Here is a 16,326-nt window from a genome sequence, read left to right as displayed (position 1 = left end):
GGGCCTGATGGTGTCCAAAATGAATGCATAAGGTGGAGTAGCGCTTTAGCCTGGCAGCTCAATCCTAGATATGCCTGTGACCGGGTGAGGCGGCGTTGGATCGCTTGTACCCCGCCCTCCTTGTCGTAGGGCAGACCATTTTTCTTTGCCATTCAGGAACTCACAGACAGGCGCAAAGGGGTGAGCGGAATCCGCACCCCCTCGCTTGAGAACAGAGGATTGTCAGGCTGCGCGAGCTCTGCCACACTCTGCCCCGACATTGCTTTCCCGGTGATCGTCACGACCCTGGCAGCGCGCCAACGCTGCCTGGGCCAGCTTCTCTTCATTCTCGACTGTCTCACTCAGCCATTCGCTGCGCTCCTCCAGCCTGTGAGCCGCCAGCAGCAAACCCTTCATCAGACCTTCAAGCCTGTACGGATTCAGGAATGACCGCCCTTCCCCGTCTGCCTGCTCGCAGAGGTCATCACTGATCAGACCGGCAATGGTGCTCATGAATATTCCGGCATCCATCATCAGTTCTGCATCGCCTTTTGCCACCTGATTGTTCATGCTGCGTCCCCCTCAAAGAATTTGATTACCTGTTCAGCGCTCATGTCGAAGTGCCGGCCGACCCGGACAAGACAGGTTTCTGAATCGACTACCTGAAACCCACCGCCACCGTTCACGGGCAGACGCTTGGTGGACTTCACAGCCGTGCAGCCATACTTCTGCGCGACCTCCCGCGCTTGCGCCTCAATGGCGCGCTGTTGCTTGCTCATAGATCACCTCTACTCGATGGGCGCCGAGACGGCGCAGTGGTTCCAGATCGGCCAAGCGGGTGCTGGCCGGTAGTTGAAGGGTGCCGAGGACTTCCCGCCCCCTGCCAATGATGCGGACGCTCACAGGAACTGCCCGATGTGCTGAAAGCGGAAATCCTTGATCGCCTGCAGATCGCCGGAGTCGAAGAACTTCGCCAGGATCTCGTCGTCATCGATGTCAGCCAGAGCGACTTCGCGCAGGTCGATTTGGGTGACGCCGATATCCGAAATGGCCTCGGCGATCACCGTGCCCTTGTCGAAGTCAACGATCAGTTTGCTCAGTTGATACGGGTGGAACAGGTCGCTGAATTGGTTGTTCATCGTGCACCTTCCTTGGCAACACGGTTGATGTACGCGTCCAGGTTCTTGACCAAGATCAGGCGACGTTTACCGAGCTTGAAGCTTTCGATCTCCCCCCTAGCAACTATTGCGTAGAGAGCAGAACGGGCAACGCCAATCGCCGTTGCTGCGTCGTCAATCCCGAGGGCAAGTGGCGTAACTGGTTGAGGTTGTGACATAGCTTTCTCCACCTGGCAGGTTGGTTGAATTGGCCAGATGGGCGCATCGTAAAACGCAAAATAATACGTTGCAAGCAAATACTGCACGTAACCGGACGATTGACAGTGTTTGCGTTTGCGTAGAGTATTTGCGCAAAATCAGGAGGAGTATTGCCCGTGGCGCGCCCGAGAAAAGCAAGCGATCAAAGTTCAACCGTTAGCGTTTCTTTGCGGGTAGACCCTGCTATCAAATATGCAATCGACATCGCCGCTCGCGTTCAGAAGCGAACTGTTACAGGGGTAGTAGAGTGGTCAGTGGAGAAAGCACTTGATCAGGTGATGATGCCTGCTGACTTCCTTGTCGAGGGCAACAAGGGCCCGGCACTTCCAGAACCTATTAGCGTGATCAAAGCTGTTAAGGAAAAACTGTGGTCGCCTGACGAAGCCATTCGTTTAGTAACATTGGCTTTTCAGTACCCTAGTCTTTTGGCATTCGACGAAAGCATTGTATGGGAGTCAATTAGGTTATCCCCTCCGTTTTGGAAATTCACTCCTAGAGTGCTGACTGAGGCAAATCCGTGGAGGAACGCCCGACTGGACGTAATAAGTTCTTACTGGGAAACTTTACTCCAAAGAATAGCAGATGCTGGCGGCATTGTTCAGGTTAGCTATGAGGATGTTGGCCTGCCGACACCTTTAGAACTTGAGGAGAGAAAAGCCAAAGCTATAACCGAGTCAGATGGCTTTTACCAGCAGATGGCGATTGAGTCGGAAAATCTTAGGCGACAGAATGAAGCTCTTCACTATCTAACTGACCAGCTTTTCGAGCTTCTGAAAAAGGTAGACCCTGAAAAAGCTAAATCTATAAAAGGTCTACCGCCGCTGCCTTGACGTCTGGTGCCAAGTGAGCATATCGCAAGGTCATTTTGATGTCGGTGTGCCCCAGCAGATCGCGCACCGTGTTCAACGGAACCCCAGCCATCACGAGGCGTGACGCGAAGTCGTGACGCATATCATGCCAACGAAACCCAGTGATGCACGCTTCCTGCAGTAGCTTAAGCCAGGCGCTTTTAACGTCTTCCATCCGGCCACCGTCCAGACCAGGGAACACGAACGCGGAGGCGCCGCTTTGTTTTTTCCATGCCTTGAGCGTGTCGAATGTCTCGCCGTTCATTGGTATGTGGCGAGTCTCCGAAGTCTTTGTAGTATCACCGCCCACAGTAATAACCTTCCTGTCAAAGTTTACCGTCTGCCAAGTCAGGCCGAACAGTTCGCCGCGCCTCATTCCGGTATTTAGAGATACCAGAATCATCGGCTTTAGATGGTCAGTGAATGCCACTTCTCGCAGGTCGTTATATAACTCCTTGCGCCGTTCTGCTCGCCACTGGTTCGCACTGTCGCGTTCCAATATGACCCGATGCTCCCTAACTTCCAGTGCGTTTCTCAGATTGCGTGTTTCATCTTTGGATAAATAACGAACCTTGCCTTTGGTGTCTACTTTCAAAGGCTTGATCTTATCCAGAGGCGAGGAGGGCAGATACTCCCAATCGACGGCCCGCGAGAAGACGCCACTGATAGATCCCATCTTGCGGTTCGCCGTGCTGGCCTTGTTCCCGGCGTTGAGCCAGCCGGTGCGCAGTTGTTCCAGATCGCGCCCCGTGATTGCATCGAGGCGCTGGTGCATAATGGTGTCGAAATTGTTGTCCAAGTTATAGAGCGTCTTTTCGTCACCGCGGTGGTGTGCCCGGAACCAAGGCATGTAGGTGTCATCGATGAACTGGCGCAGGCTGGGGGTTGTTGACCCGCGTCTACCTTGTGTGATTGCAAGAGGCTCGCCGTGCTCATGGGCATCAGTGAGATAGCGTCCAGCCTCCTTGCGCGCCTGATCGAGCGTCAGCACGCCAACGCGGCCGAGCGTGGCATTCTTATTGCGTCCCCACGTCACCATGTAGCTCATGTGCCCACTGGGTAAAACGCGGATGAAAAAACCCGGTAGATGGGTATCGTGCACTCGGTAAACTTTCGGTTCTGCCGCCAGGCTGGTGATTAGCTTCTGAGTGATTTTTGTCTTCATGGTTTCAGCCGTGACAGCAGGGTGACAGAAGAAAGCACCATATCAGTACGCATAACCGGACACAACTGCACGATAAATACTTGATTTATAAAGTAACTATATGATTGGTATAGGGTATTTTTAACCCTCCTAAGGGGAAGGTTGCAGGTTCGAACCCCGCCTGGGACACCATCTTCTACTTCTCGCGCCAAAATCATCGATATTCCCTCCCAATCTCGCCTGTCCGCGTCCGGAGGAACCCCATGATCTCAGCCCGGCGCTTCAGCCATCCCTACGACGGTCTACTCCACCCTGAATCCACCGCGCTGTTGGTGATCGACCTGCAGGAAAATTTTCTGTCCTCGACCGGTTGTTTCGCGCGAAGCGGCTATGACCCGACGCCGCTGAGGGCGATTTTTCCTGCTATGAGTGCGTGGATTTGCAACGCACGGTCGGTGGGGTGCAGGTGGTTCATGCCTGGCAGCGCTAACGTGCGGATCTTGCGGATATGACGCCGTATGATCAGTGGCAGCGCCCGGGCGGGGCTTGAGGGGGCGAATGTCCTGCTGCGGTCCAGCCCGGGACTTCAACGAGTGCCGGACCTTGATTTAAGCCCTGACGACGTCATCGTCGATATACGTGACCTGGCGATCCCGTTTTTTAAGAATTGATAGCGGGCAGTGGCAAATCCACGAGGACAAAAAAAGCCCACCGTCCGAGCGCTCAGGCAATGGGCTCATCAACGCGGGCAAGCGCGCTTTATTTCGAGGCTTCCCCGGTTTTACCGGTGTAGACAGGCAGGCGTTTTTCAACATCGGGGTTCTGTTGCAGACCCATGTCCATCAATTGTTTGATGCGGTGTTGAGTTGCTGGCCGTTGCACTGAATCAATGAATCCTTGCCATTCCGCACCGATGTCTTCGTCAGCAGGCAGGCTGGATTTGTTCACCAGATTCTTGATGTCTGCGATCGTTTCTTTGTCAAAACGGGCGATACGACGCGCCATGGCGTCAACGAAACCGTCCAGTTGTCCATCGGGGAGCGCGCGGTTGACGTAGCCGTAACGCTCGGCGAGATCACCATTGATGTCCTCTCCGGTGAGCAGTACTTCGAGCGCACGGCCGCGGCCTATCAGGCGTGGCAGCCGAGAGCTGGGTCCGCCTCCCGGCACCAGGCCGGCGGCAATTTCCCATTGCGACAGAACGGCTTTTTCACGGCTGGCGAATCGCATGTCACTTGCCAGTGCAAGCTCGCTGCCCACGCCCGTGGCGCGCCCACGTATCGAGGTGATCGACACGACCGGTGCCTTGCTCAGGCGCACCAACATGTCGGGAAGCGGCGGCAGCCCGGTCTTGCCGTTTGGCATGCTGGTCGTGTCGGTCAGGGGCGGTACGAAATCGTAGTGCGTCAGGAAAAAGTCAGGCACGTCACTGTCGAATACCACAACACGCAGCTTGGGGTCGGATTCGATGGCGGTGATGACTTCGTTCAACTGAGGCATGGTTTCCGGGCCGTAGATATTGAACGGAGGGTTGTGAAAGGTGACCCGCCAGTACTCGGGCGTCACCCGGGTCAGCTTCACTTCCTGTTTCACTGCACTGGTTTTGCCAGCCGATGCCGCAGGGGCTGTCGACGTTTCGGCGGCTTGAGTGGCCCCAGAGATCGACAGCCCACCGATGATCAGTGCAGCCGTGAGCATTTGCAGTTTCATATAGAACCTCCAGCGTAAGAAGTTTTATTTGAAGACTGCGTGCCGCAGGGCAGAGCGGGCTGGAAAGGCAGGGCCAGCGGGCGTCGACGCTACGTCAGTGCACGCAGTTCAATCAGGTGAGCGCGTCAAACCAGCGTGATTACGGCATTGATGTTGCCGCGCGTTGCCTTCGAGTAAGGACAGGCTTCGTGGGCGGCATCCACGACTTTTTGCGCCGTTTCGCGGTCCAGTCCGGGCAATGCGACGTTGAGCCGTGCCTGGATCAGGTAGCCGCCGGCGTTAGTGCCCAGATCGACCTCTGCATCCACGGTGGTGTCGGGTGGCATGGTGACTTTCATCTTGGCGGTTACGACGCCGATGGCGCCAATGAAGCACGCCGACCAGCCTGCCGCGAACAGTTGCTCGGGGTTGGTGCCCTCGCCTTTGGCGCCGGGCGAGGAGAGTTTGATGTCCAGGCGTTTGTCGGAACTGACCGCTGTGCCGTCGCGGCCACCGGCCGTGTGGACCTTGGCGGTGTACAGCACTTTCTCGATGTTCTTGTCCATGGTGCGCTCCTTACGATAAATGCGGGCTACGCCGGATGGCGCAGCGTGGCGTGAGCCGTTTCCAACAGTAGCCCGCTTTTTGAAGATATCGAGTCGGCAATCAGTGACCGGCGCTCTGACCACCGTCGACGTGCAGGATTTCGCCTGTCACGAAGGCGGCGCTGTCGAGGTACAGCACGGCCCCGACGATGTCCTGGACTTCGCCCATGTGGCCCATCGGGTGCAGGCTGCCCAGCGCTGCGTGGGTTTCTTCGCCGTGCATCGGCGTCTTGATAATGCCCGGGGAGACCGCGTTCACGCGGATGCCACGCTTGGCGTATTCGATCGCCAACGATTTGGTGGCGGCGTTCATGCCGCCCTTGGTCAGCGACGCGAGCACCGAAGGCACACCGTCAATGGCGTGGTCGACCAGCGTGGTGGTGATGCTGACGACGTGACCGCCATCGCCCTGTTTTTCCATCTGCGCAATGGCGTGCTGCGACATGTGGAAGAAGCTCCCCATGTTGGTGGCCACGGTGTTTACGTAGTCTTCTCGGGTGTATTGGGTGAACGGCTTGGCCAGGAAGATACCGGCGTTGTTGACCAGCGTGTCGATGCGGCCGAAGCGGGCCACACCTTCGCGGATGATCTTCTCGGCGGTCGCAGGGTCGGCGATGTCACCGGCCACGGTGAGGATGTCCGGGTCGGTCGATGGCTGGATCGAACGCGAGGTGGCGACGACCTGATAGCCCAGCTTGCGGAAACCCGCGACGATGCCAGCGCCAAGACCTTGGGATGCACCGGTGACCACAACGACTTTTTTCGAATTGCTCATGATGATGTTCTCGCTCATTAATGGATAGGGTGTGAATCGGTAAGTGGGTTATCAAGCGGCGGCGGGTTCTTGCGCCATCTGCCTGAGGACGGTTTCGTAGTGCTCGACCGACTGCGATCCGGCCACCAACTGGCGATCGTTCAGTACCATCGCCGGGACAGAATTGATTCCGCGGTCGGTGTAGAAACGCTCCAGCTCACGGACTTCGTCGGCAAACTCACCGGCTGCCAGCACTTCACGGGCGCGGTCGCTTGACAGTCCGGTTTCACCCGCCAGGCGCACCAGCGTTTCTTGATCGCCGGGGTTCTGGCCATCCGTGAAGTAGGCCTTCAGCAGGGCTTTCTTCAGCGGGACCTGACGACCTTCGTGGGTGGCCCACAACAGCAGGCGATGGGCGTCGAAGGTGTTGTAGAAGTGACTGCGTTTTTCCAGGTCGAAGCGAAAGCCAAGCGCCTTGCCACGGGCGATGATCATCTCGTTACGGGAACCGACTTCTTCAAGGGTGCGGCCATATTTGCGCATCATGTGCTTGACGGCGTGCTCGCCCTCGGCCGGCATGTCCGGGTTCAGTTCGAAGGGCTTGTAGGTCAGCTCGACGGTGATTTCCCCGGCGAGGTTCGCTATGGCCTGCTCGAGTGCTGTCGCTCCCAACGCACACCAGGGGCACACGACATCCGACACGAAATCGACCTTGACGGTACGGTTCACGGCCGGGTTCACGAGGCTGACTCCGCCAGGTTCTTGCGGTACTCCGTGGTGGTAATACCGGCGTATCCCCAGTTATCGGTGTCCACTTCTTCGATGACGATGTGGGTGAGGTGAGGGTCCTTGTTCAGGACGGTCTGCATGGTCTGGGTGATTTCGGCGATGACTTGAGCTTTCTGCTCCTTGGTAACGCCATCGCGGGTGATGCGAACGCTGATGAAAGGCATGGAAAAGTCTCCAGTGTGCTTCCCACCGGGAGGGTGGAAGAGCAAGTGGAGTTGACTTTAGGAGCTTGCAGCGACGGGATAAATGCGGGGCGGGGTACTTCATTTGTGATGCGGTGTAACGAATCAAACGGGTCGCAATCCCCTGACGTGCGGACCTCAAACGATAAAGCCACGGGTTTTCAGCCCCGAGGCTTTATCTTCACTGCGTCATCAATGCCGGCAAGCGGCAGTGAGTCTTACAGTGCCATGTCGTTCGCTGGCTTGCTTTCAGCCGGCTTGGACGGCGTCGCCGGGCTGGTGCCAACGGTCTGGTCAATGACCGGAGGCTTGCCCAGTTGCAGGACTTCAGCGGTGTAGTTCCACTCCTGCTGAACAGCGGCCGGCGATTCGTTCAGCTTGGTGCCGTAGCTCGGCACGATCTGATGGATCTTCGCTTGCCACTCAGGTGTTGCCACCTGGGTTTTGAAGATCTTTTCCAGCACGTTCAGCATGATCGGAGCGGCGGTCGAAGCGCCTGGCGATGCGCCCAGCAGCGCAGCGATGGTGCCGTCCTGAGACGACACGACTTCGGTGCCCAGCTTGAGCACGCCGCCTTTGTCCGCGTCACGCTTGATGATCTGCACGCGCTGACCGGCTTGCCACAGGCGCCAGTCTTCTTTCTTGGCGTGCGGGAAGTATTCCTGCAGCGCTTTGAAACGGTCGTCGTCAGACAGCATCAGTTGACCGGCGAGGTACTCGACCAGCGGGTACTGCTCGATGCCGACCTTGGTCATCGGCCAGAAGTTGTGCGTGGTCATGCTGCTGAACAGGTCCAGGTACGAACCTTCTTTCAGGAACTTGGTGGAGAAGGTCGCGAACGGGCCAAACAGGATGACACGCTTGCCGTCGAGCACACGGGTGTCCAGGTGCGGAACCGACATCGGTGGCGCGCCGGTGGAAGCGATGCCGTAGGCCTTGGCCATGTGCTGCATGGCGACGGTCGGGTTCTCGGTTACCAGGAACGAACCGCCGACCGGGAAGCCTGCGTAGTCGCGAGCCTCTGGGATGCCGGATTTCTGCAGCAGCTTCAGCGCGCCGCCGCCTGCACCGATGAACAGGAACTTGGCATCGGTACCGGAAGTGGTGCCGTCTTTCAGGTTCTTGTACTCGACGTGCCAGGAACCGTCTTCGTTACGCGTGATGTCGTTGACTTCGCTGGACAGCTTCAAGTCGAAGTTCGGGCGAGTCTGCAGGTAGGACACGTATTGACGGGTGACTTCGCCCCAGTTGACGTCGGTGCCGATCGGCGTCCAGGTGGTCGCCAGCTTCTGGGAAGGATCGCGGCCTTCCATCATCAGCGGGACCCACTTGGCGATCTGCGCCGGGTCTTCGGAGTATTGCATCGGACGGAACAGCGGGCTGGCTTGCAGCGCGTCGTAACGCTTCTTCAGGAATTTGATGTTGTCATCGCCCCACACGAAGCTCATGTGCGGAGTGGTGTTGATGAACGAAGGCGGGTTCTTCAGGACATTCTGGCGGACCTGCCAGGAGAGGAACTGACGGGTCACCTGGAAGGCTTCGTTGATTTCGATGGCCTTGGAGATATTGACCTTGCCGTCTTTGTCTTCTGGCGTGTAGTTCAGTTCGGCCAGGCCCGAGTGGCCGGTACCGGCGTTGTTCCAGCCATTGGAGCTTTCTTCGGCGACCGCGTCCAGACGCTCGACCATTTCTATCGACCAGCCCGGCTCCAGCTCGTTGAGCCAGACACCCAGGGTCGAACTCATGATGCCGCCACCGATCAGCAGGACGTCGACTTTCTTGCTTTCAGCCGCGTGGGCTTGCAGGAAGGTCGCCGAAATCGCCAGGCCCAACAGAGCCTTGCTCGTTTTCTTGAACATTGAGTCATCCAATAGAGAGAAAGTTATCCACCTGCGGTCCTTCATCAGGCAACGTCCCGCCGTTGCTGCAACCCGGTTCGGGGTACAAACGTCAGAAGGCTTCGCTCTCAGAAGACGAGGAGGCAGGGTCAGGAAGTCAATGAGTCCGGGACTTCCCGTTCTATGTCCCTCGGTGCTGGCTTTTTATTCGATCATTGGATTCAGCAGCTTGAGTAAACATCTACACCCCCGCAGGACTCGGTCATCAGGTCCAAGTGATCTGCGGGAGGGGCGGGATTGTACCCGAAATGAGATTTACGACAAATCGTAGGACGATTTAGTCAATTCGCCAATTTGTCTCAGGTGGCTAAAGGGTGGCTGCGGTGTCTGCACTGACACCGTTTTTGTGGAGCCGACTTGCTGGCGAAAGTGTCCTTTCAGCCACATCGGCAGTGGCCGACAGTTCTCCATTCGCCAGCAAGCCGGCCACAGGGGCGGCCAAGAATCAGAGGGTGAACTTGCCCACCATGGCGTTGAACGACACCGCCAGACGCGACAGTTCCTGGCTGGAGGCGTTGGTCTGGTTGGCGCCTGCGGCGGTCTGGGCGGACAGGTCCTGGATGTTCACCAGGTTGCGGTCGACTTCGCGGGCGACCTGGGCCTGTTCCTCGGCGGCGCTGGCGATGACCAGGTTGCGTTCGTTGATCTGGCTGACGCCCTCGCTGATGCGTTCCAGTGCCAGTCCGGCTTCGGTGGCCAGCGTCTGGGTATTGGCCGCGATGGACTGGCTCTTGCCCATGGCCTGCACGGCTTCATCGGCGCCGTTGCGCACCTGGGTGATCATCGATTCGATTTCACCGGTCGACACCTGGGTGCGGTGGGCGAGGGCGCGAACTTCATCGGCGACCACCGCAAAACCGCGGCCTTGCTCACCGGCGCGTGCGGCTTCGATGGCGGCGTTGAGGGCCAGCAGGTTGGTCTGTTCGGCGATGCCGCGAATCACATCCAGCACCTTGGTGATGTCGCGAATCTGGCCCGCGAGGGCTTCGACCCGTTGCGTCGAATCGTTGATTTCCACCGTCATGGTGTTCATGGCGGTGACCGCTTGCTGCACCTGACGCTGCCCTTTGAGCGCATCGTCGGCGGTCTGGGCCGAAACTTGCGAGGCACTGGCCGCGTTACGGGCGACTTCCTCGACCGCTGCGGTCATCTGGTTCACGGCGGTGGCCGCCTGTTGAATCTCATCGTTCTGACGCTGCAATCCACGGGTGCTGTCATCGGTCACCACCGTCAGCTCTTCCGCGGCCGACGCCAGTTGATCCGAGGCATTGGCAATCTGCTGCACGGTGCCTTTGAGGTTGCCTTGCATGTTGGACAGTGCCTTGAGCAACTGACCGGTTTCGTCCTGGCCGCCCACGGCAATGGCATGGGTCAGGTCGCCGCTGGCCACGCGCGTCGCGCTTTCCACCGACTGATAGATCGGACGGGTGATCATCCGCGTGACGATCAGGCCCAAGGTGATGGCGCAGACCACAGCGATCAGGGACCCGATGACCAGCATCCACGTCACCTGACGGTCCAGGTCGACACCCGCCTGAGTGGCTTCGGCGGCCTGCCGTGCGTTGGACTCAATGATGATTTTCAGCTCGCCCATGGTTTTGCGGTAGCTCGGTGTGACGCTGCTGGCGGCCAGTTTGCTGGCTTGATCGAGGTCGCCGCTCTGGATAACCGCGAGCGTGTTTTGCACGGCCGCCATGTACGCTCGCCAGTCACGCTCGAAGTCGTCGCCGGCAGCTTTTTCATCGGCCGCCAGAGGCGTAGCGCGGTAGATGCGGAAATCAGTGTCTGCCTGCGCCTGGTTTTCCTTGAGCGACTGGATTGCCGAGCTGATGTCTTCCGGGCTGGCTTTGAGCACGCTCAGCCCGATGACTTTGAAGAAGTCGCGGTTGGTGGCGATGACGTTGGCCTTGACCGAATCGACCTTGGTAATCGACACCAGGTTATTGTTGACGGTGCCTTGAAACAGGTCGTAAAGGCGTGAAATGCCGTTTTGTCCCAATACCCCGACTGCGATGGTGATCAAGGCGCACAGGCTAAACGCAAACAGGAGTTTGGACTTGAGTTTCAAATTGGTCAGCCAAGACATGACGATTACTCGGACAGGGTAAGGGTGGGCGATGCAAACACCGCTTTCACTCCCTATCGGCGGGGGGATGAGGGACTTTACACAATTTGAAATAACGTTCGATGAACGTCGCTTTTCGGCTCGTTTTCGGGGTGATATTGGATCCATTGACGCGTTAGAAATCCCTCGCTCATGTTTGGTGATTCGGGACCGACACACTGCGTCACAGATTCGTCATCAGCAATCGGCGCGAGGCGCCTTGCAGTCGCTTTTTCCCACTGCCATCACCTAAGCTTTACCCTGGTGCCGCCGATAACCCGGACAAGCGGCGTCGTGCCGCACCTGAACAGGCCAAAGCTTTCGCGAAATAGCTTGATGGCAAATTGATGTTGGCTATCATTCCCCCCGCCAAAAAGTGGGAGCGGTGCAGCCGACCCGTAACGTAATTGCCCCTGGGCTGATTTTCTCTCCCGTGACAGGAATCTCGATGCTGGCGTGGAACCAAAAAAGCTTTCTGATCGTCGATGATTTCTCCGATTTCCGCAGTTCGGTCAGGTCGATGCTGCGCGAGTTGGGCGTCAAGGAAGTGGACACTGCCGATACCGGCGAACAGGCGCTGAAGATGTGTTCGCAGAAGCGCTACGACTTCATCCTGCACGATTTCAACCTGGGCGATGGCAAGAAGAACGGTCAGCAGGTGCTCGAAGACCTGATGACCGATAAGTTGATCAGCCATGAAAGCGTCTTTGTCATGGTCACCGCCGAGAACAGTCAGGCGATGGTCATGAGCGCGCTGGAGTGGGAGCCCGATGCTTACCTGACCAAACCGTTCAACCGCGCAAGTCTTGCGCAGCGTCTGGAAAAGATCGTTCAGCGCAAGAACCTGCTCAAGCCGATTCTTCAGGCACTGGATCGCGGCAAGCCGGCCGAAGTGCTGGCGGCGTGCGTGAACCTGACCAAGCAGGACCCACGTTTCGCGCCGCTGTGCCTGCGTTACAAAGCCGACGCCCTGCGTGATCTGAACCAGCACGAGCCGCTGGAAGCCTTTCTCAAATCGATTCTGGCCGACCGTCCTCAGCCTTGGGCCTACGCGGCATTGGGCAAACTGCTGTTCAAGCGCGGACGTAATGCCGAAGCGCAGGCGGTCTACGAAGACGCGATCCGTGCGTTCAATGCGATGCCGGTGTTGTTTGACGGTCTGGCCGATGTGCTGATCGCCAGCGGCGACAAAAAGCGCGCGCAGAAGATGCTCGAAGAGGCTGTCCGGCTGTCCCCTTACGCCGTGCGTCGTCAACGTTTACTTGGCCAGTTGGCGCTGGAAAACCAGGACTTCGATGGCGCCTCCAAGGCCTATCGTCAGGCGGTGGCGCAGGGTCAGTTTTCGCGCTTCAAGGACCCGGAAACCAACCTCGGTCTGGCGCAGGCGTTGATCAGTCGCGGCGGTGAGCGTGGTCTGGATGCGCGCACCCGTGTGGAGATCAACACGACGTTAAGCGAAGTCGCTAAAGAGCACACCAACGATGCCGGCCTGCAAGTGCGTGCACGGTTGATGAAAGCCACTAGCGTTGCGAGCTCCGATCCGGAAATGGCCGCCAAGCTGACCGAGCAGGCCATGGCGCGCCTGGAAGGCATGGAACAGTTTTTGAGTGCCGACGCGGCGCTGGCCGTGGCCGCGCAGCTTAAACAGCTGGGTCAGGAATCTGCCGGGGCCGGCATTCTGAAAAGCTGTGCGGAAATCTACGGGGACGATCCGGTGGTCATGCAAGGCATTGCCAGGCAGACCGACGATCCGGAAATCCTCAGCGCGGGCAAAGCGGCCATCGACTTGAACCTGCAGGGCATTCGAAGCTACCGCGCGGGCAAGCTTGGCGAGGCGCAGGACCTGTTCCGTCAGGCGCTGGCGCTGCAACCGAAGAACATCAGTATCGCGTTGAACATGGCCCAGTCGCTGCTGCACGTCGGCGTGCAGAACCTCGACACGGCCAGCCTGCTGGAGTGCCAGAACAGTCTGAAAATGGTGGGCAAGATGCCCGACACCGATCCACGTTACGACCGTTATCAGAAACTGCGACTCAGGGCGTTTGGCGAATGAACGATCAGGAAACAGGGCTTGATTTCTCCATGGTGATTGCCTCCACCGTGCACGACATGAAGAACTCGCTGGCGTCGTTGATCCAGGCCCACGGGCAATGGGTGAAGGATCTGCCCGACGCACAGCGTGGTACGCCAGAGCAGGGTGTGATCGAGTACGAATTCGCGCACCTGAACGGCATGCTGGTGCAGTTGTTGGGCCTGTACAAACTGGGTGTGAACCAGCTGCCGTTGCGCCCGGATTATCACGAGCTGGACGACTTCATCGAGGCGCAACTGGCGTTTCATCAAGAGGTGCTCGACAGCCGAGGCATCGTGGCGCGCTACCACGTGGACGACTTTGGATTGCCGGGCTTCTTCGACCGCGAGCTGATCGGCTCGGTGGTGTCGAACGTGGTCATCAACGCCATCCGCTTTGCCCGCCAGCACGTGCTGATCAGCGCCGGTCAGGTCGGCGAGCAACTGGTCATCCGCATCAACGATGACGGCCCCGGGTTTCCTGAGCGCATGATCGAACACCAGACCGACTACGTACTGGGCCTCAACCAGAGCAGCGGCAGCACCGGCCTCGGTCTGTACTTCGCGGCGAATATCGCCAGGCAGCATCAGCGTCAGGGCGTGACGGGCCACATCGAGATCGCCAACGGCGGCGAGCTAGGCGGCGGGTTGTTCAGTATTTATTTGCCGTAGCTAGAAAATAGGCGATCCCGCTTCTGCCCGCAGGAAGCGCACGTCATGCCAGGCACTGCCTTGTTTGTGCCCGGAGGGCTTAGGTCGCCAGGCACGGTATTGTTTCTGCCTGGAAGGTGTAGGGAGCGATCGGGTCGACTGATTTTGCTGCCGCTGCGCGCCAGATCGCGGGCAAGGTGGAGCGCCACCCCGGTCGCTCCTACAGGATCTGGCCAGAATCAAAAGCCGAGAGCGCTTGCAACACCGCTTCTGCCTGGAAGGCGTAGGAGCGTGGCTTGTCCCGCGATCTGCCGGGTACCGGCAGCAAAACCGGTACATGCGGTGTGTCAGGAAGAACCGGGTCGACTGATTTTGCTGCCGCTTCGCGCCAGATCGCGGGACAAGCTACGCTCCTACGGCCTTCGGCCAGAATCAAAAGCCGAGAGCGCTTGCAACACCGCTTCTGCCCGCAGGAAGCTCACGTGATCCCATGCACGGTTCTGCTTCTGCCCGGAGGGCGTAGGAGCGCGCTTGCCCGCGATCTGCCGGGTACCGGCAGCAAAACCGGTACATGCGGTGCGTCAGGAAGAACCGGGTCGACTGATTTTGCTGCCGCTTCGCGCCAGATCGCGGGCAAGCGCGCTCCGGCCTCCGGCCAGAATCAGGAACATCCGCGATCCGCGTGTCTCATTTCGCGTCCGCGACATTCAGTTTCGGGGGCGTCCATCCGCCGCCCAGTGCCTTGTACAGATCGACCTGATTGACCTCCCGTGCCAGTTCCAGATTCAGGTATTCCTGTTGGGCTGCAAACAGGGAGCGTTGTGCGTCCATGGTCGAGAAGTAGCTGTCCAGCCCGGCCTCGAAGCGCAAGCGCGACTGGCGCCAGGCTTCCTGATAATCCCCGACCAGCCGCTGTTGCGCCGCGACTTGCGCGAGCATTTCCTGACGGGCGTTCAGCGCGTCGGCGGCTTCGCGAAAAGCGTTTTGCACGGTGCCTTCGTACGCTGCGGTATTGGCGTCATAACGGGCATGACTGGCGTCCACCACAGCACGTCGCTGACCACCGTCGATCAGCGTCATCGAGCCGGCCGCTGCCAACTGCCAGAACTGGGCCGGGCCGGTGAGGAGTTTCGAGAAATCCCCGCTCAGGCTGCCCAGCGCGCCGGTCAACGACAGGGTCGGGAAATACGCACTGCGCGCGGCGCCGATGTCAGCGTTGGAGGCCCGCAGCAGCGCCTCGGCGGACATGATATCGGGACGTCGCTGGATCAGACTGGAGGGCAAGCCGGACGGGACATCGGCCGTCGCCAGCGTCTTCCCGAGATCGCCGACCGGCAACAGTTGGTCGGGCACCGGTTGGCCGACCAGCACGCGCAGTGCGTTGAGGTTCTGTGCGACCTTCATGCGGTAGGTGTTGACCTGCACGGCGGCGGTGTTGGTCATCGCGTCGCCCTGATGCACATCGATGCGTGCCGTCGAGCCGGCGTTGTAACTGCTGCGCAGCAGCTCGCCGTAATGCTGCTGGGACTGGTAGGTGGTTTCCGCAAGGTTGAGCAGCGTCTGATTGGCCTTCAGGGTCAGCCAGGTGCTGGCGACTTCGCCGATCAAACCCAGGCGTGCGGTCTGGTAATCGGCCTCGCTGGCCTCGAAGCGCGCATCGGCCGCGTTGCGCTGACTGCGCAGGCGCCCGAAGAGGTCGAGCTCATAGGAGGTGAAACCCGCAGTGGCCTGAAACGTATTGTCCAGGCTGCCCGAACTGACGCCACCGCCCTGGGTACGCACCAGGGGCGGGATCTTGCTGCGCCCTGCATAGGTGTTGATCCCGATGGACGGAAACAACGAGGCATGCGCGCCGTCGGATTCGGCGCGGGACTCTTCCACCGAGGCCGCGTATTGGCGCAGGCCACGGTTGTTCTCCAACGCCAGATCGATCACCTGTCGCAGCCGCGGGTCGGTGATGAACGTGTGCCAGTCTTCCTGAAACGCCCGCTTCGGATCAGCCACCGCGCCTTTGGTGTTGGCAGGCCATTGCTGATCAATAGGCGCGTCGGGGCGCTGATAGGTCGGCTCCAGCGAGCAGCCGCCGAGCAGGAGCAGGGTGAGGCAGGTGAAGGGTAGAGAACTGTTCATCGGCGTGCTCTCGGTAAACGTGGAACAACCAAAGATTCTTGTGAGGCAAACGTCCTCTGAGCGTTGTGGTGAACCCTTTTTCGCGAATAAATTCGCTCCCACAGGGA

At 58.9% G+C, this 16,326-nt stretch carries 16 protein-coding genes; 3 read left to right on the top strand and 13 right to left on the bottom strand.

The genetic code is table 11. The features are described 5' to 3' along the window. Positions 1–222: 222 nt before the first annotated feature. From BLS87_RS26345 to BLS87_RS35370, 4 genes are all read right to left on the bottom strand, one after another. Positions 223–549: a hypothetical protein gene (locus BLS87_RS26345; RefSeq protein ID WP_074757245.1), complete on the bottom strand. Its 327-nt coding sequence runs from the start codon at positions 547–549 to the stop codon at positions 223–225. Further along, on the bottom strand, positions 546–758 hold the full coding sequence (locus BLS87_RS26340; RefSeq protein WP_074757243.1) for a hypothetical protein: 213 nt from the start codon (positions 756–758) through the stop codon (positions 546–548). The genes BLS87_RS26345 and BLS87_RS26340 overlap by 4 nt, the downstream gene beginning before the upstream one ends. Before the next feature lie 120 nt (positions 759–878). Continuing rightward, positions 879–1,118: a hypothetical protein gene (locus tag BLS87_RS26335; protein ID WP_074757241.1), complete on the bottom strand. Its 240-nt coding sequence runs from the start codon at positions 1,116–1,118 to the stop codon at positions 879–881. After that, positions 1,115–1,225 (bottom strand): hypothetical protein, encoded by a 111-nt coding sequence (locus BLS87_RS35370; protein ID WP_425262252.1) that lies wholly within the window; start codon positions 1,223–1,225, stop codon positions 1,115–1,117. Before BLS87_RS35370 ends, BLS87_RS26335 begins: the two co-directional genes overlap by 4 nt. Before the next feature lie 246 nt (positions 1,226–1,471). On the opposite strand from BLS87_RS35370, the gene BLS87_RS26325 reads away from it, so the two are divergent. Then, positions 1,472–2,185 carry a hypothetical protein gene (locus BLS87_RS26325; protein WP_074757380.1) on the top strand — a complete coding sequence of 238 codons (714 nt, stop codon included), beginning with the start codon at positions 1,472–1,474 and terminating at the stop codon, positions 2,183–2,185. Here BLS87_RS26325 and BLS87_RS26320 read toward each other — a convergent pair. The 8 genes from BLS87_RS26320 to BLS87_RS26280 form a co-directional block, all read right to left on the bottom strand. Beyond that, positions 2,157–3,368 (bottom strand): site-specific integrase, encoded by a 1,212-nt coding sequence (locus BLS87_RS26320; protein WP_074757237.1) that lies wholly within the window; start codon positions 3,366–3,368, stop codon positions 2,157–2,159. The genes BLS87_RS26325 and BLS87_RS26320 overlap by 29 nt on opposite strands. Positions 3,369–4,106: 738 nt before the next feature. Continuing rightward, complete coding sequence (locus tag BLS87_RS26310) at positions 4,107–5,057, bottom strand: enoyl-CoA hydratase/isomerase family protein (protein WP_074757233.1); 951 nt, start codon at positions 5,055–5,057, stop codon at positions 4,107–4,109. A gap of 125 nt (positions 5,058–5,182) precedes the next feature. Next, a complete protein-coding gene (locus tag BLS87_RS26305) occupies positions 5,183–5,602 on the bottom strand; it encodes an organic hydroperoxide resistance protein (protein WP_074757231.1) in 420 nt (139 codons plus the stop codon). 100 nt (positions 5,603–5,702) lie between these two features. Next, positions 5,703–6,416 (bottom strand): SDR family NAD(P)-dependent oxidoreductase, encoded by a 714-nt coding sequence (locus tag BLS87_RS26300; RefSeq protein WP_074757378.1) that lies wholly within the window; start codon positions 6,414–6,416, stop codon positions 5,703–5,705. Positions 6,417–6,467: 51 nt separating this feature from the next. Next, positions 6,468–7,124, bottom strand: coding sequence for a DsbA family oxidoreductase (locus tag BLS87_RS26295; protein WP_074757376.1), 657 nt, complete (start codon positions 7,122–7,124; stop codon positions 6,468–6,470). An 8-nt stretch (positions 7,125–7,132) separates the two neighbouring features. Then, positions 7,133–7,348 (bottom strand): tautomerase family protein, encoded by a 216-nt coding sequence (locus BLS87_RS26290; RefSeq protein ID WP_074757229.1) that lies wholly within the window; start codon positions 7,346–7,348, stop codon positions 7,133–7,135. Positions 7,349–7,584: 236 nt separating this feature from the next. Then, entirely contained in the window at positions 7,585–9,225 is a 1,641-nt protein-coding gene (mqo, locus tag BLS87_RS26285; protein ID WP_074757227.1) for a malate dehydrogenase (quinone), read from the bottom strand. Positions 9,226–9,709: 484 nt separating this feature from the next. Continuing rightward, positions 9,710–11,350: a methyl-accepting chemotaxis protein gene (locus BLS87_RS26280; RefSeq protein ID WP_074757225.1), complete on the bottom strand. Its 1,641-nt coding sequence runs from the start codon at positions 11,348–11,350 to the stop codon at positions 9,710–9,712. 466 nt (positions 11,351–11,816) lie between these two features. Between BLS87_RS26280 and BLS87_RS26275 the strand changes: the two genes are divergently transcribed. Both BLS87_RS26275 and BLS87_RS26270 read left to right on the top strand, forming a co-directional pair. Then, a complete protein-coding gene (locus tag BLS87_RS26275) occupies positions 11,817–13,421 on the top strand; it encodes a response regulator (RefSeq protein WP_074757223.1) in 1,605 nt (534 codons plus the stop codon). Then, positions 13,418–14,110 (top strand): sensor histidine kinase, encoded by a 693-nt coding sequence (locus BLS87_RS26270; RefSeq protein WP_074757222.1) that lies wholly within the window; start codon positions 13,418–13,420, stop codon positions 14,108–14,110. The genes BLS87_RS26275 and BLS87_RS26270 overlap by 4 nt, the downstream gene beginning before the upstream one ends. A 666-nt stretch (positions 14,111–14,776) precedes the next feature. Here the strand turns inward: BLS87_RS26270 and BLS87_RS26265 are convergent. After that, positions 14,777–16,219: an efflux transporter outer membrane subunit gene (locus BLS87_RS26265; protein WP_074757220.1), complete on the bottom strand. Its 1,443-nt coding sequence runs from the start codon at positions 16,217–16,219 to the stop codon at positions 14,777–14,779. Positions 16,220–16,326 lie beyond the last annotated feature (107 nt).

Origin of the sequence: Pseudomonas abietaniphila (assembly GCF_900100795.1) — a bacterium.
In the GTDB taxonomy this organism is placed as follows: domain Bacteria; phylum Pseudomonadota; class Gammaproteobacteria; order Pseudomonadales; family Pseudomonadaceae; genus Aquipseudomonas; species Aquipseudomonas abietaniphila.
This window is presented reverse-complemented; position numbering and strand designations above follow the sequence as displayed.